Annotated in this window: 12 protein-coding genes; 6 read left to right on the forward strand and 6 right to left on the reverse strand. The window is 69.8% G+C overall.

Annotation, left to right across the window (positions count from 1 at the left end; all coding sequences use genetic code 11):
* The first annotated feature begins 11 nt into the window (after positions 1-11).
* Positions 12-1,541 carry a sugar ABC transporter ATP-binding protein gene (locus AC27L4_RS28205; protein ID WP_487145938.1) on the forward strand — a complete coding sequence of 510 codons (1,530 nt, stop codon included), beginning with the start codon at positions 12-14 and terminating at the stop codon, positions 1,539-1,541.
* Positions 1,538-2,167, forward strand: coding sequence for a beta/alpha barrel domain-containing protein (locus tag AC27L4_RS28210; RefSeq protein ID WP_487145939.1), 630 nt, complete (start codon positions 1,538-1,540; stop codon positions 2,165-2,167). Before AC27L4_RS28205 ends, AC27L4_RS28210 begins: the two co-directional genes overlap by 4 nt.
* A gap of 33 nt (positions 2,168-2,200) precedes the next feature.
* On the opposite strand, the gene AC27L4_RS28215 is transcribed toward AC27L4_RS28210, so the two are convergent.
* The 5 genes from AC27L4_RS28215 to AC27L4_RS28235 all read right to left on the reverse strand — a co-directional run bounded on the left by AC27L4_RS28215 (position 2,201) and on the right by AC27L4_RS28235 (position 5,746).
* A complete protein-coding gene (locus tag AC27L4_RS28215) occupies positions 2,201-3,031 on the reverse strand; it encodes an anti-sigma factor family protein (RefSeq protein ID WP_487145940.1) in 831 nt (276 codons plus the stop codon).
* Complete coding sequence (locus AC27L4_RS28220; RefSeq protein WP_487145941.1) at positions 3,018-3,545, reverse strand: RNA polymerase sigma factor; 528 nt, start codon at positions 3,543-3,545, stop codon at positions 3,018-3,020. Before AC27L4_RS28220 ends, AC27L4_RS28215 begins: the two co-directional genes overlap by 14 nt.
* A 126-nt stretch (positions 3,546-3,671) precedes the next feature.
* Positions 3,672-4,157, reverse strand: a complete 486-nt coding sequence (greA, locus tag AC27L4_RS28225; protein WP_487145942.1) for a transcription elongation factor GreA — start codon at positions 4,155-4,157, stop codon at positions 3,672-3,674.
* Position 4,158: 1 nt separating this feature from the next.
* Positions 4,159-5,133 (reverse strand): transaldolase, encoded by a 975-nt coding sequence (tal, locus tag AC27L4_RS28230; protein ID WP_487145943.1) that lies wholly within the window; start codon positions 5,131-5,133, stop codon positions 4,159-4,161.
* A 94-nt stretch (positions 5,134-5,227) separates the two neighbouring features.
* Positions 5,228-5,746 carry a GNAT family N-acetyltransferase gene (locus tag AC27L4_RS28235; RefSeq protein ID WP_487145944.1) on the reverse strand — a complete coding sequence of 173 codons (519 nt, stop codon included), beginning with the start codon at positions 5,744-5,746 and terminating at the stop codon, positions 5,228-5,230.
* A gap of 126 nt (positions 5,747-5,872) precedes the next feature.
* Between AC27L4_RS28235 and AC27L4_RS28240 the strand changes: the two genes are divergently transcribed.
* The 4 genes from AC27L4_RS28240 to AC27L4_RS28255 all read left to right on the forward strand — a co-directional run bounded on the left by AC27L4_RS28240 (position 5,873) and on the right by AC27L4_RS28255 (position 13,096).
* Positions 5,873-7,249: a cation diffusion facilitator family transporter gene (locus AC27L4_RS28240; protein ID WP_487145945.1), complete on the forward strand. Its 1,377-nt coding sequence runs from the start codon at positions 5,873-5,875 to the stop codon at positions 7,247-7,249.
* Positions 7,250-7,368: 119 nt separating this feature from the next.
* Positions 7,369-10,779 (forward strand): acyl-[ACP]--phospholipid O-acyltransferase, encoded by a 3,411-nt coding sequence (locus AC27L4_RS28245; protein WP_487145946.1) that lies wholly within the window; start codon positions 7,369-7,371, stop codon positions 10,777-10,779.
* Positions 10,779-11,378: a TetR/AcrR family transcriptional regulator gene (locus AC27L4_RS28250; protein WP_487145947.1), complete on the forward strand. Its 600-nt coding sequence runs from the start codon at positions 10,779-10,781 to the stop codon at positions 11,376-11,378. The genes AC27L4_RS28245 and AC27L4_RS28250 overlap by 1 nt, the downstream gene beginning before the upstream one ends.
* 410 nt (positions 11,379-11,788) lie before the next feature.
* Positions 11,789-13,096, forward strand: coding sequence for a DUF2778 domain-containing protein (locus tag AC27L4_RS28255; RefSeq protein WP_487145948.1), 1,308 nt, complete (start codon positions 11,789-11,791; stop codon positions 13,094-13,096).
* 55 nt (positions 13,097-13,151) lie between these two features.
* Here AC27L4_RS28255 and AC27L4_RS28260 read toward each other — a convergent pair whose 3' ends face one another.
* Positions 13,152-14,186 carry an MBL fold metallo-hydrolase gene (locus AC27L4_RS28260; protein ID WP_487145949.1) on the reverse strand — a complete coding sequence of 345 codons (1,035 nt, stop codon included), beginning with the start codon at positions 14,184-14,186 and terminating at the stop codon, positions 13,152-13,154.
* Between the last annotated feature and the right edge of the window lie 190 nt (positions 14,187-14,376).

Here is a 14,376-nt window from a genome sequence, read left to right on the forward strand (position 1 = left end):
AGGAGAAAGGCATGAGCACCGACAAGGGACTTGTCGTCCGGGCCGTGTCGAAATCCTACGGCGCCACCCGGGCCCTGTCGAACGTCGACATCCGCATCGGCCCCGGCGAGATCGTTGCACTCATCGGGCACAACGGCGCCGGCAAGTCGACGCTGCTGCGGGCCCTGTCCGGGGCCGAGATCCCGGACGAAGGCTCGATCAGCGTCGACGGCGCCGACATGCAATTCCACTCGCCGGGCGATGCCGGTGCCGCCGGCATCGCCTGCGTCTACCAGGAGCTGAGCCTGATCAGCCAGCTCACAGTCGCCGAGAACCTGTTCCTCGGCGCCGAGATGTTCGCCGGCCCCCTGCTCGACCGGCGCAGCATGAACCGCGTCGCCGACGAGATCTGCGCGGAGTACCGGATTCCGGCCGCCGCATCCGATCCGGTCGAGCATCTGCCGGTGGCGCAGCGCCAGCTTCTCGAAGTAGCACGGGCGATCCACCGCGACGCCCGATACCTGCTGCTCGACGAGCCGACGACCGCCCTCGAGCAGCACCAGATCGACGAGTTGCTCAAGCTCATCCGACGCATCGCCACCGAGAAGAACATCGGCATCCTGTTCGTGAACCACAAGCTGGACGAGGTCTATGCGGTGGCCGACCAGATCGTCGGTCTCGCCAACGGCCAGATCGTCCTGAACGGACGGGCGGCCGATGTCTCGATGGAGGCGGTGGTCGACGCCATCGTCGGCGAAGCCGAGGACCGGCGGGAGAAGCAGGCCTTCTTCCGGCCCTCCTCGGCCGCCGCCCAGGCCGACGACGGCGGGTTCGGCGATGCGACCTTCGTCGCCCGCGGGCTCCGGGGGAACGGCCTCGAGGGCGTCGACCTCGCCGTCCGCCCCGGGGAAATCCTCGGCGTCTACGGCCTGGTCGGCTCCGGCCGGTCGCGCTTCCTCAGGACCGTCTACGGCGCCGAGCCGGCCGGCGACGGCACCATGTCCCTCGACGGCGAGCCCTACCAGCCGCGCAGCCCGATCGACGCCATCGCCCGCGGCGTCGCCTTCCTCTCCGAGGAACGCAAGTCCGACGGATTCATCCCGCAGATGTCGTCGGTCGACAACATCGTGCTGCCGGTCCTCGGACGCCACCTGTGGTCCGGTCTGCTGAACTGGCCGTCGCTGAAAGGCGCCGCCGCCAGGGTGCTCTCGACCATCCCGGTCCGCGGCGATGTCCAGCGCCCCATCACCTCGCTCTCGGGCGGCAACCAGCAGAAGGTCCTGTTCGCGCGGGCCCTGCTGCAATCGCCCCGGCTGCTGCTGCTCGACGAACCGACCAAGGGCGTCGACATCGGCGCCAAGGCCGAAATCTACGGGATCATCCGCGACCTCGCGCGGCAAGGCCGGTCGGTGCTCGTCGTCTCGACGGAAGAGGAGGAACTGCTGGAGGTCGCCCACCGCATCGTCGTCTTCAGGAACGGCGCATGCGACGGGCATGCGCTGCCGGCTGCCAGCCTCTCCGTCGCCGACCTGAAGCGGTCCGCCTGGGCGCACGAGGCATGAAGCTTTCCGCCAGCCTGCACGCCGCCGACCCTCTTCATCTCGCGGAAGCGGCGGCGGCCGTCGCCCCCCATGTCGACTCGCTGCACATCGACGTCATGGACGGATGCTTCGCGCCGGCCTTCGGGTTCGGGGAGGCGCTTGTCCGCCGCCTCCTGAGCGAGAAGAGCCCCGCCATCGACGTGCACCTGATGCTCGAACGGCCCGAGAGCTGGGCGTTGCGCTTCGCATCCCTGGGCGCGCGGAGCGTCGCCTTTCATGCCGAGGCGGTCGACGACGCAGCGGCGCTCGCCGGGCGCATCCGCGCCGAGGGCGCGCTCGCCTATCTCGCGCTTCGGCCGGAAACGCCGGCGAGCCGGGCGGCCGCCTGGCTGCCGGCGGTCGACGGCGTCCTGCTGCTGACCGCTCCGGCCGGCGGCGGCGGCTTCATCCCGGCCGCACTCGAACGGATGGCCGAGCTGCCGGTGGGCGCCCGGACGATCGTCGACGGCGCGATCGAGCCGGCGCACTTCCCTCGCCTGCGCTCGCTGGAGGTCCAGTTGGCCGTCGTCGGGCGGACCCTCTTCGGCCATGGAGCTGTCGACGGCAGGGCGCGCGCGCTCGTCGATCTGGCGTCGGCTCCGGCATAGCCGGGCCGGTCTCGCGCCGTCTCGTGTCCGACCTCAGCTGACCTGCTGCGATAGCTGCGTCGCGAGCTTGGTCAGGATTTCCTCGGGGGCGCGGCCGACCACCATGAAGGTGTTGTTGCCGGCCGACCAGTAGGAAATGTTCATGCCGCGGCGACGCTCGGACTCCGGCTCCTCGGGCGGCAGCTTGCGGCCGAGGATGCAGAAGGCGATCGGCCCGTTCTCCGGATCGAAATAGGCGATCTGCACCAGCGGCTTGTTCTGGAACTGGAACAGATCCACCCGCATCAGCGACAGCGAGGGCAGCGCCAGCCGACCGGGCGAGAGGTCGAGCCCGACCTTCTTGCCGACGACGCCGAGGTCGCGGTGGATCGAGGCCTGGTCGCGCGGCAGGGCGAGCAGGGTCTGCGACGTGATGAGACCGACATAATCGGCCACGGCATTGCGCCAGGCCTCGGGGTCGCCTTCGGCGCCAGCCGTCGTTTCGGCCTGCGGCCACCAATCGGCCGGGGCGAAATGACCGGCGCCGGCGCCAAGCACGAACAAGGCGAGGCCCGCGGCGATCGCCGCGGACCGCGCGGCGTACCAGGGCCGCGGTGCTATCGCCGGCCGCGCTGCCGGCACGGGCCGGGTCTGCAGGGCCTGCGCCAGCATGGCGTCGAGGCGCTCGCGCGGCGCCGCAGCCGCGACCGCGTCGAAGGCCTCGCGGAACGGCCGGCCGCCGCGCGCCATCGCGTCCAGGCGAGCCCGCAAGGCGGGATCGGCGGCGAGACGCTGCTCCGTCGCCTCGCGCTCCTCCGGCGCCAGCGCACCGTCGAGATAGGCGACGAGGCCGGCATCCTCCGGGCTCGTTTCATCCCGCCCCATGATTCTCCCCCCGTGTCGGTTTCACCTCGTCCCGGAGCGCGGCAAGGCGCGCCCGTGCGGCGGCCAGTCGGCTCATCACGGTCCCGGCCGGGATGCCGAGCGCTTGCGCCGCCTCGGCATAGCTCAGGCCTTCGACATAGACGAGGTAGACGGTCTCGCGCTGCGCCTCGGGCAGGCCCCACACCTCCCTCAACACTTGAGCCGCCAGAATATTCGTTTCCATGGCGCCGGCCCCATCGAAGCTCAGCACCGTCTCCGCGTCCTCCACGCCCGTGCCTTCGCGCATGCGCCGGGCGCGCAGCTCGTTGAGCCAGATCGAACGAAGGATGGCGAACAGCCAATGGTCGAGCCGGGTGCCCGGCATGAACTGATGCGACCGCTCGAGCGCGCGCAGGCATGTCGCCTGCACCAGATCCTCCGCCGCCTGGCGGCTGGCGGACAACACCAGGCCATAGCGCCACAGCGGCACGAGCTGGCTCGCCAGCCCCGTCCGCACAGCCTCGTCACCGGTCATGGTCATGCACGAAATGATTAGGAGCGGAGCGCGGCGGGGTCATGGCAACGAGTCTAGACGAGATTCGCAACGCGCAAAGCCGCCCGGACGGGCATCGCCGTTCAAATCCGCATGACCGTGGATCAGTCACCCCGCTTCGGGGCGGGCATCGATCGCCACGATCTCGGCTTCGCCTGAGCCGACGCGGACGCTGTCGCCGATGCCCTTGCCGAACAGCGACCGGGCGAGCGGCGCGACATGGCTGATCCGGCCCGAGGCGGCGTCGGCCTCGTCCTCGCCTGTGACGCGCCACCGCACCTCCCGGCCATCGGCATGGCGCAGCGTCACTTCCATGCCGAAGCGCACCTCCTCGGCGTCCGGCGCCGGCTCGACCAGCTCGGCGCTGGCGCGGCGCGCCTGCCAGTAGCGGATGTCGCGGGAGGCGGCGCCCATGGCGGTGCGGTCGCCGGCACGCTCGGCGACGGCGTGGGCCTGCCGCGCCGCCTGGAGCGCGGCCTCGATCCGGGCGAGGCCGCGCCGGGTCACCAAGTTGCGGTGTGGGCTGAGGGGGCGGTCCGGCAGGACCTCGGCCCCCTCGCCTTCCTGACCGTCCCGGGTGAAGGCCCGGCTCATCTCAGGCGGCCTTAGCGGCGCCCTCCAGGCGCTGCGCCACCAGGGCGCGCAGCTTGCCGAGATCCTTGCCGAAGCCGCGGATGCCCTCGGCGAGCTTCTCGGTCGCCATCGCATCCTCGTTCATGGCCCAGCGGAACGAGACTTCGTCCGTCTTCGGCAGCGCCGGCACCGTGCCGTACTGCTCCGGCGAGAGGCGGCGGACCAGCGTGCCCTGGTCCTTGTCGAGATCGGTCAGCAGCGCCGGCGAGATGGTGAGGTTGTCGCAGCCGGCCAGGGCCTCGACCTCGCCGGTCGAGCGGAAGGAAGCGCCCATGACGATGGTCTTGACCCCGCGCGACTTGTAGGCGGCGTAGATGCCGCGCACGGAGATGACGCCCGGATCTTCTTCCGGCTCGAACTTGCGGCCCTCGTTCTTGACGTGCCAGTCGAGGATGCGGCCGACGAAGGGCGAGATCAGGAAGACGCCGGCCTCGGCGCAAGCCATGGCCTGGGCCAGCGAGAACAGCAGGGTGAGGTTGCAGTCGATGCCTTCCTTCTGCAGCACCTCGGCGGCGCGGATTCCTTCCCAGGTCGAGGCGATCTTGATCAGGATCTTTTCGCGCGGGATGCCGCGGGCGGCGTAGGCGGCGATGATCGCCCGCGCCTTGGCGAGGGTCGCCTGCGTGTCGAAGGACAGGTCGGCGTCGACCTCGGTGGAGACGCGGCCGGGCACGAGCCTGGAAAGCTCGGAGCCGAACGCCACGGCCAGCCGATCGGCGACGGCGGCCGCCACGGCAGCGCTGGTGCCGGACTGCTTGCGGCCCCAGCCGATCGCCTCGTCGACGATGTCGGCATGGCTCGGCATTTCCACCGCCTTGAGGATCAGGGTCGGATTGGTGGTGCAGTCGATCGGCTTCAGGGTGCGGATCGCGTCGATGTCTCCGGTATCGGCGACCACCGTCGTCATGGCGCGCAATTGTGCGAGTTTCGAAGCCATCATCGTCTCCCATAAGCAGGTTTCGTGTCGACCCCGACAGATAGCGCGCCACGGAGCCGGCGTCATCGACTAATGTGCCCGGACGGCGATCCGGCTACACCGCCTCGTCGAGGGAGAAGACCATCACCAGGCTGGGCAGCGAAACCCCTTCGGCCAGCATGACCTCGCGGCGCGCCGCCGTGCGAAAGCCGAGGGCGGCGTAGAAGGCCTCGGCGTTGAGCGTGGCGTAGCATTCGAAGCGCACGATGCCGGCCGCGCGCGCCGTGGCGGCGCAACGGGCGAACAAGGCGCGGCCGACGCCGCGGCCGGCCCAGTCGGCGTCGACGGCGAGGTGACGGATATGGGCGAGCCCGTCCTCGACCTCGCCGCTCCCCGGCCGCGCGTGCGTCCAGCCGCCGGCCCCCACAAGCAGACCGTTCGGAGCCTGCGCAACGTAGTAGCTGCCCGAGGCGAGCAGCCGGGGATTGGCACGGATCATCAGCGGCAGCGCCCGGGCGAAGGCGTCCGGTTCGTAGGCGCCGGCCGCAAGGCGCGGGAAGGAGGCACGGAACAGCCGCCCGACCGCGGCCTCGTCTTCCGGCCGGGCGAGGCGAAGCTGGATCTCTGGGCTCACGAGACCCTCTCCGTTGCGGTCGCGTCAGCCTATGGCCGGCGGTCCCCGCCCGCAACACCCCCATCCGCCTGATCGGCCATTGACCGGGCCTGCCGGCGTCGCTAGTCCGCATGGATGGAGCACGCGATGCAGGATCATTCGCAGCGCAAGCAACGGGTCGCCCTGGTCTCGGTCGGCGCCAGCGGTCTCCTGACCCTGGCGAAGCTCGTCGTCGGCCTCGCCACCGGCAGCCTGGCGATCCTGTCCGAGGCGCTGCATTCCCTGCTCGACTTCGTGTCGACGGCGATGACGCTCTATGCGGTGCGGCTCTCCGACAAGCCCGCCGACGATAGCCATCACTACGGCCACGGCAAGGTCGAGAGCGTCACGGCCCTGATCGAGACCGGGCTGCTGTTCGTCACCAGCGCCTGGGTGATCCAGGAGGCGGCGAAGCGGCTGATCTGGCACGAGCGCGAGGTGGTCCTCAGCCCCTATGCCTTCGCCGTGGTGGCCGGCTCGATCGTCATCGATTTCTGGCGGGCGCGGGCCTTGCAGCGGACGGCCAAGGAAACCGGAAGCCAGGCGCTGGAGGCCGATGCGCTGCACTTTTCCTCGGACATGTGGAGCTCGATCGTCGTCCTGGCCGGCCTCGGCGCGGTCTGGCTCGGCTTCCCGCAAGGCGACGCGGTGGCGGCCCTGGCCGTCGCCGTCTTCGTGTGCATCGCCGGCTGGCGGCTCGGCAAGCGCACGATCGACGTGCTGATGGATGCCGCGCCGCAGGGTGCGGCCGAGCGCGTCCGGACGGCGGTGCAGGGCGTCGAGGGCGTCGTCGCCGTCGACCAGGTGCGGGTGCGCCCGGCCGGCGCCGCCCTGTTCGTCGAGCTGGTCCTGCGGGTGCCGCGCGCCATGCCGCTGGACAGGGTGATGGAGCTCAAGCAGGCCGTCGCCGCGGCCGTGCTCGCCGCCACGCCGGAGGCCGAGGTGCAGGTGACCGCCAACCCGATCGCCGTCGACAGCGAGACGGTGCGCGAGCGTGTGCTGATGATCGCGCTCAACCGGCATCTGGCCGTGCACCACGTCACGGTGCAGAGCCTCGACGGCCGGCTGTCGGTCAGCCTCGACCTGGAGGTCGATCATGAGATGCCGCTCGGCGAGGCTCATGCCGTCGCCTCCGAGCTCGAGGCGGCGATCCGGCGGGAATTCGGGCCGGACACGGAGGTGGAAACCCATATCGAGCCGCTCGAGGCCGATGATGTCGAGGGCCGCGACGTCGACCCCGACACGCGCCAGCGCCTCGCGGCGACCATCGCCGCCATCACCGACGGCGACAGCGGCCTGACCGACGCCCACAATGTCCGGGTGCGGACCACGGCGCGCGGGCTGATCGTCACCTTCCACTGCCGGGCACCGGCGGCCATGCCGGTGCAGGAGGTGCATGACCGCGTCGATGCGGCGGAGCGGCGCATCGGCGCGGCCTGGCCGGGCATTGCCCGCATCATCGTGCATGCCGAGCCGGTGCGCTGATGCTGCGGCCCGGAGAACCGGCTTGACCCCTCGGGCGAATTGATCTTAAGTGAGCGCACGTTCACTCACTTAGTGAACCCATGCAATCGAAGCGCGGCGCCAGCCGCAGGAGCCTTCCGATGCTCTCTTCGCTGATGACGGCCCGCCGATTCGCGCCGCTGTTCTGGTGCCAGTTCCTCAGTGCGTTCAACGACAATTTCATCAAGCAGTCGCTGATCATCCTGGTGCTGTTCGGGGTCGGCACCACCGCGGCGCTCGACATCGACACGGCCAAGGTGCTGACCACGGTGGCGACCGCCATGCTGGTGCTGCCCGGCCTGCTGCTCTCCGGCCTCGCCGGCCAACTCGCCGACCGCTACGACAAGGCGGTGGTGGCGCGACGGGTGAAGATGGCGGAGATCGGCGTCGTCGCCGCCGCCGCGGTGGGCTTCGCCTTGCATTCCGTGCCGATCCTGATGGCCTGCATCCTCGGCCTCGGCATCATGGCGACGCTGTTCGGGCCGATCAAGTACGGCATCCTGCCCGACCATCTGAAGCTGGAGGAACTGCCGGCCGGCAATGCCCTGATCGAGGCGGGCACCTTCCTCTCCATCCTGATCGGCATCATCGCCGGCGGCGTCGCACCGGCCTATATCGAGAGCTGGATCATCGCCGGCTTCATGGTGGTGATCGCCCTCGGCTGCTGGGCCTCGGCCGCCCTGATCCCCAAGACCGGCGAGGCCGCTCCGGACCTCAAGGTCGACTGGAACATCGCCCGCTCCACCACCGGGCTGCTGCGCAGCCTCTTCGCCGACCGCAAGCTGCTCAATGGCGGCATCGCCGTCAGTTGGTTCTGGATGATCGGCGCCGTGGTGCTGTCGCTGGTGCCGACGCTGGCCAAGGACGTGATCGGCGGCAACCAGGACGTGGCGACGCTATTCCTTACCGCCTTCTCGATCGGCATCGGCATCGGCTCGGTGCTGGCGGCCCAGCTCGTCGCCGGCCGCATCATCCTGGTGCTGACGCCGGTCGCCGCCATCCTGATGGGCCTGACCGGCCTCGACATCGCCTGGGTGGCGGCACATGCCAGCCACGGCGAGGCGCCGCTCACCATCGGCGCCTTCCTGGCCGACGTGCAGGGCGTGCGCCTGGTCGCCGCCCTCACCCTGCTGGCGATCTTTGCCGGCCTGTTCATCGTGCCGGTGTTCGCCGCCGTGCAGGCCTGGGCGGACAAGGCAGCGCGGGCTCGCGTCATCGCCGGCGTCAACGTGCTCTCCGCCCTGTTCATGACGGCCGGCGCCGGCGTGCTGGCGGGGCTGCAGGCCCTGGGCGTATCGACGCCGATGCTGCTCCTCGGCATCGCCGTCCTCAACATCGCGGCCGGCATCGTGTTCTTCCGCATCCTGCCGATGCATGCCCTGCGCGATTTCATCCTGATGCTCTACCGGCTCATGTTCCGCCTGGAGGTCAAGGGCATCGAGCACCTGGAGACCAGTTCGCCGCAGCGCATCATCGCGATCAACCATATCAGCTTCCTCGATGCCGGGCTGATGCTGGCGCTGCTCGACCAGGATCCCGTCTTCGCCATCGACCACACCATCGCCAAGGCCTGGTGGGTGAAGCCCTTCCTCAAGCTCGCCCGGGCCTATCCGCTCGATCCGTCCAAGCCGATGGCGACGCGCGCCCTGATCAACGCGGTCAAGGCCGGCGACACGCTGGTGATCTTCCCGGAGGGACGCCTCACCGTCACCGGCAGCCTGATGAAGGTCTATGACGGCGCCGGCCTGATCGCCGACAAGTCGCAGGCCGCGATCGTGCCGGTGCGCATCGAGGGGCTGGAGCGCACGCCGTTCTCGCGCCTGTCGGGCGAGCAGGTGGCCCGGCAATGGTTCCCGAAAGTGAAGGTCACCTTCGTCGCGCCGACGACGCTCGCCGTCGATCCGGACCTGCGCGGCAAGAAGCGGCGGCAGGCCGCGGGCGCGGCGCTCTACGACGTGATGTCGGACCTGATCTTCCGCACCACGCCGGTCGACATCAGCGTGTTCGAGGCCTTCGCGGCTGCCGCCGGCAAGTTCCGCAAGAACCGCGTGATCCTGGAGGATCCGGTCACCGGCACGCTCACCTACAAGAAGGCCCTGATCGGCATCGCCGTGCTTGGGGCCAAGCTCGAGGCCCTGACGCGGCGCGGCGAGCATGTCGGCGTGCTCCTGCCCAACGCCAACGCCGTGGCGGTGACCTACTTCGCCCTACAGTCGATCGGCCGCGTGCCGGCCATGCTCAACTACACCGCCGGCATCGCCAACATTCTGGCGGCCTGCCGCGGCTCGCAGATCGAGACCGTGCTGGCCTCGCGCGCCTTCGTCGAGCGCGCCCGGCTGACCGCCATGGTGGAAGAACTCGAGAAGGCGGTCCGCATCGTTTGGCTGGAGGATGTCCGCACCGGCATCGGCGGCTGGGACAAGGTCCGCGGCTTCCTCTCGGCCGGGCGCCAGCGCGTCAAGGTCGCGGCCGAGGAACCGGCGGCGATCCTGTTCACCTCCGGCTCGGAGGGCGCCCCCAAGGGCGTGGTGCTCACCCACCGCAACATCCTGTCGAACTGCGCCCAGGCCGCCGCCCGCATCGATTTCGGGCCGGAGGATACGCTGTTCAACGTGCTGCCGGTGTTCCACTCCTTCGGCATGACCGGCGGGCTGGTGCTGCCCCTGGTCAGCGGCGTCAAATGCTACCTCTACCCCTCGCCGCTGCACTATCGGATCATCCCGGAGCTGATCTACGGGGTGAACGCCACCATCATCTTCGGCACCGACACCTTCCTCACCGGCTATGCCAAGAGCGCAAACCCCTACGACTTCCGCTCGCTGCGCTATGTCATCGCCGGGGCCGAGGCGGTGAAGCCGGAGACGCGGCGGCTCTACAACGAGAAGTTCGGCCTGCGCATCCTGGAAGGCTACGGCGTCACCGAGACCTCGCCGGTGCTCGCCCTCAACACCCCGATGTTCAACCGCAACGGCACGGTCGGCCGCATCCTGCCGGGCATGGAGGCGCGGCTCGAGGCGGTGAGCGGCATCAGCGAGGGCGGGCGGCTGTTCGTGCGCGGCCCGAACGTCATGGCGGGCTACTATCGCGCCGAGAATCCCGGCGTGCTGGAGCCGCCGCCGGACGGCTGGCACGACACCGGCGACATCGTCACCATCGACGCCGACGGCTTCATCGCCATCAAGGGCCGGGCCAAGCGCTTCGCCAAGGTCGCGGGCGAGATGGTGTCGCTCAGCGCCGCCGAACAGGCGCTGGCGGATCTCTGGCCGCAGGAGCCGATCGCCGTGCTCGCCATGCCCGATCCGCGCAAGGGCGAGAGGCTGGTGCTGGTGACGACGCGCAAGGACGCCAGCCGCGCCGATGCGGTGGCCCATCTCAAGGCCAAGCATGCGCCCGACCTGATGTCGCCGGCCGAGATCATCGTCCTCGACGCCATGCCGGTGCTCGGCTCCGGCAAGACCGACTATGTCAGCCTCGACCGGCAGATCCGCGCGAGGCTCGGGGCCGCAGCCTGATGCGCGACGGCTCCAGGACCCGGGCGCGGATCGAGGCGGAGGCGCTACGCCTGTTCGCAGACAAGGGCATCGACGCCACCTCGATCCGCGACATCGCCGCGGCGGCCGGGGTGGCCGAGGGGGCGCTCTACCGCCACTTCCCCGGCAAGGAGGCCCTGGCACGGACGATCTTCCTGCGGGGCTATGCCGATCTCGCCGGCCGGATCGTCGCCGCCGGCGGGGCGCCGCAGCCGTTCGCGACCATCGTCCGCGCCGTCGTCGACCTGTTCTGCACGCTGTTCGACGAGAACCGCCCACTGTTCACGCTGTTGCTCCTGGCCCAGCACGCCCATCTCGGCGACGTGCCCGGGGAACCCGAGCGCAACGTGGTGGAAGCGGTGAAGCGCATCTTCGTCGTGGCGATCGGCCGCGGCGATCTGCCGCCGCAGGACGCCGACCAGCTCACCGCCATGGCGCTGGGCATCGTCGGCCAGCCGGCGACGTTCACCATCTATGGCCGCCTCGAGGGCGCGATGAGCCGGCGGGCGGCGGCGCTGACCGAGGCGGTGCTGGCGGTGGCGCGGAGCGCAGAGTTGAAGGCGAAAATCGGCCTGGAATGAGGCAAGTGTCACCGAAACGTCGCACAGGCTCATCGAATTAACGCCTCGGTGCCAGGCCGGCTTCCGTCGAAGCGCGCCTTAATTTAGCTTGGCGGCCGTCAGGTCGGGCTCTGGGGTCGCAGCGCACCGACGCAGGTGTCTGTTCAAGAAAAAAACACGATCTTGTTTCACGAGGCGTTAACCACACTGCGTGCTTAATCAAAGTTGAACAAAACATTGGGCTTCCCAGAACTGATCTCCGACCCGGACAGACGGCCCTCGCGGAGCGCGTCTTGATGAACGAAACAGGCATTCCAGACGCCGCCCACAGGGCGGAGGGGGAGGGTCTGCGGCCTCTCGGTCTTCCGAAAGGCAAGGGCCGGCACGCATCGGTTCGGGAGGGCGTATCGAGTAGCCCGAGAGTGCGTAGCATGCGTAACACGACCAGCGAGCCACACGGCTTCGACTCGCATCCCCGCCGCCGGAAACAAGGTTCCCGCTTCCCCACGAAGACGATCGCGCTCACTGCGCTGGGGTTCGCCGTGCTGGCGGGCGTCGCCACGCAGGGCGACAAGCATCTGCGCATCACATCGGCCAGGCGCGCGCCGATGCCGGAGACCGCACCGACGCCGGCGACCCTTGCCTCGCTCGAAGCGCCCTCCGCACACCACTATAATCCGTTGCTGGACGCGGACGTCTCGTTCCGGACCGCCTCGATCGGCTTCGTTTCTCCCGGCCGCTTCGATCCGCTGCTGGCATCCGGCTTCCTCTCAGGCGTCGCGCCGCAGACCATGGCCGAGAGCGTGCCGCTCTATGCCGGCCTGCGTCCGCCGCGCCCGTCCACGGCCGTCGCCGCGCTTCCCGCCGCCGAAACGGCCGACGCCCCGACGCCGGCTGCATCGGTCGCCGCCGCGGCTCCCGCAGTGACCCGGACCGAGGACGCCCCTGCCGAAACCGTGGCCGAGCCGGTCGTCGCCATGATCGAACCGGAGAGCGCCACACCGGTACCGCTGCCGGTGCCCAGGGCCGACGAAGCGGCCTTGGACGTGCCCCTGCCGATCCCCCGGCCGAGCGACGCACCCTCCCCGATCATCCGCGAGCGGCCGCAGCTGGCCGAGCCGGTGCCGGCCGTCCCTCCGCCGACCGTCGCCCCGCCGACCCAACGCCGCACGCGCATGGCCAAGCTGCAACCGGCCCCGGCGGCCCAGCCCGACAACCGCTCCTTCTTCGACAAGCTCTTCGGCGGCGGTGCAAAGCCGTCCGGGCCGGCCCTCGCCTATGCTTCGCCCCAGGACGCCACCCCGGCGGTGCGCGCGCCGCAGTCGGGCTCCTGGCTGAGCGGCTTCGGGACCACCAGTCCCTCCGCCGGCGTCGCCGTCTACAACATCCGGGCCGGGACGGTGACCATGCCCAACGGCGAGCGGCTGGAGGCCCATTCCGGCCTGGGCGGCCGGATGGATGATCCCGGCCAGGTCCACGTGTCGATGAAGGGGCCGACGCCGCCGCACACCTACGACCTCACCGAGCGCGAGAAGCCCTTCCACGGGGTGCGGGCGCTGCGTCTCAACCCGGTCGGCGGCAGCGGCGCCATCCATGGCCGCGTCGGCCTGCTGGCGCACACCTATCTGCTCGGGCCGCGCGGCGAGTCCAACGGCTGCGTCTCCTTCAGGGACTACAACCGGTTCCTGCAGGCCTATCTCAGGGGCGAGGTCAAGCGCCTCGTCGTCGTCGGCGGCTGACGGCCGCGCCGATGCGCGGAGCGGCTTCCCAGCACCCCGGCCTGCGAGGGGCGGCTCAGACGAGCGCTCCTCCGGCCTTCTTCCAGGCGTCGACGCCGCCCTGGATGTGGCAGGCCGTGGTGAGGCCGGCATCCTGCGCCGCCTGCACGGCCATCGCGGAACGCTCGCCGAAAGCGCAATAGAACAGCAGGCGCCTGCGGGTGGCCTGCGCCAGCTCGTAGAGCAGGCCACCTGCGCCGATGTTCTCCTGCAGCTCGGGATAGGGCGCGTGCAAGGAGCCGGGGATGCTGCCGTGCCGGGCCCGCTCGCTCTTCTCGCGCAGGTCGATCAGCACCACGTCGGGCTGTCCGACAAGGTCCAGCGCCTGCTGCGCGGAACAGGCCCAGCCGCGGCGGGCGATCTCCTCCTGGTGCAGCCCCTGGCGCATGTTGGCGGGAACCGCGACGTCCATCATCTTGGGGTTGGCGAGGTTGAGCCCGTTCATCAGCGCGACATATTCGTCGGCCGACTTCACCTGCAGCCGCGGATTGAAGGCCTTCTCCTCGCCGATGGTGCTGACGGTGTCCCCCTTGTAGTCGTGCGCCGGGAACACCAGCGTCTCGTCCGGCAGGCGCAGCAAGCGGCTGAACAGCGATTCATACTGCGCGCGCGGGTCCCCGTTCTGGAAATCGGTGCGCCCGGTGCCCCGGATCATCAACGTGTCGCCGGTGAACACCCGATCCGGCATCAGGAAGCTGTAGGAATCGTCGGTGTGGCCGGGCGTGTAGATCACGTCCAGACTCACGCCCTCGATCCGCAGCGTGTCGCCGTCGGCAACCCGCATCGACACCACGTCGACGCTGCTCTGTTCCCCCATCACGGTGATGCAGTGCGTGCGGTCGCGAAGCGCGCCGAGGCCGGTGATGTGATCGGCGTGCAGATGCGTATCCACGGCCTTGACCAGATGCAGGTCTAGCTCACGCATCAATTGCAGGTAACGGTCGACCTTCTCGAGCACGGGGTCGAAGATCAGGGCCTCGCCGCCGCGACGGCTGGCGATCAGGTAGGAGTAGGTGCATGAGACCGGCTCGAAAAGCTGGCGGAAGATCATCGCTTGCCTCCTCCCACGGTGGCTGGTGCGCTTGACGTACGGACGGCTGGTCCATCTTCCCGCAACGACCCGGCGACCGTCACCGCCTGCCGGGCCAATCCCGGCGGCGGTTTGAAACGGTCGGGCGGCCCGCTCCACGGCGGGGCGCGGACCGATATTGCGGCAACGGCAAACCAGCCGGGCGGTGTTG

This window comes from Labrys sp. Lb11, from assembly GCF_057554225.1.

Excerpts from the sequence above, each read along its gene's own strand:
- AC27L4_RS28205 (WP_487145938.1), top strand. The coding sequence starts at position 12 with ATGAGCACCGACAAGGGACTTGTCGTCCGGGCCGTGTCGAAATCCTAC.
- AC27L4_RS28210 (WP_487145939.1), top strand. The coding sequence starts at position 1,538 with ATGAAGCTTTCCGCCAGCCTGCACGCCGCCGACCCTCTTCATCTCGCG.
- AC27L4_RS28215 (WP_487145940.1), bottom strand. The coding sequence starts at position 3,031 with ATGGGGCGGGATGAAACGAGCCCGGAGGATGCCGGCCTCGTCGCCTAT.
- AC27L4_RS28220 (WP_487145941.1), bottom strand. The coding sequence starts at position 3,545 with ATGACCGGTGACGAGGCTGTGCGGACGGGGCTGGCGAGCCAGCTCGTG.
- greA (WP_487145942.1), bottom strand. The coding sequence starts at position 4,157 with ATGAGCCGGGCCTTCACCCGGGACGGTCAGGAAGGCGAGGGGGCCGAG.
- tal (WP_487145943.1), bottom strand. The coding sequence starts at position 5,133 with ATGGCTTCGAAACTCGCACAATTGCGCGCCATGACGACGGTGGTCGCC.
- AC27L4_RS28240 (WP_487145945.1), top strand. The coding sequence starts at position 5,873 with ATGCAGGATCATTCGCAGCGCAAGCAACGGGTCGCCCTGGTCTCGGTC.
- AC27L4_RS28245 (WP_487145946.1), top strand. The coding sequence starts at position 7,369 with ATGCTCTCTTCGCTGATGACGGCCCGCCGATTCGCGCCGCTGTTCTGG.
- AC27L4_RS28250 (WP_487145947.1), top strand. The coding sequence starts at position 10,779 with ATGCGCGACGGCTCCAGGACCCGGGCGCGGATCGAGGCGGAGGCGCTA.
- AC27L4_RS28255 (WP_487145948.1), top strand. The coding sequence starts at position 11,789 with ATGCGTAACACGACCAGCGAGCCACACGGCTTCGACTCGCATCCCCGC.
- AC27L4_RS28260 (WP_487145949.1), bottom strand. The coding sequence starts at position 14,186 with ATGATCTTCCGCCAGCTTTTCGAGCCGGTCTCATGCACCTACTCCTAC.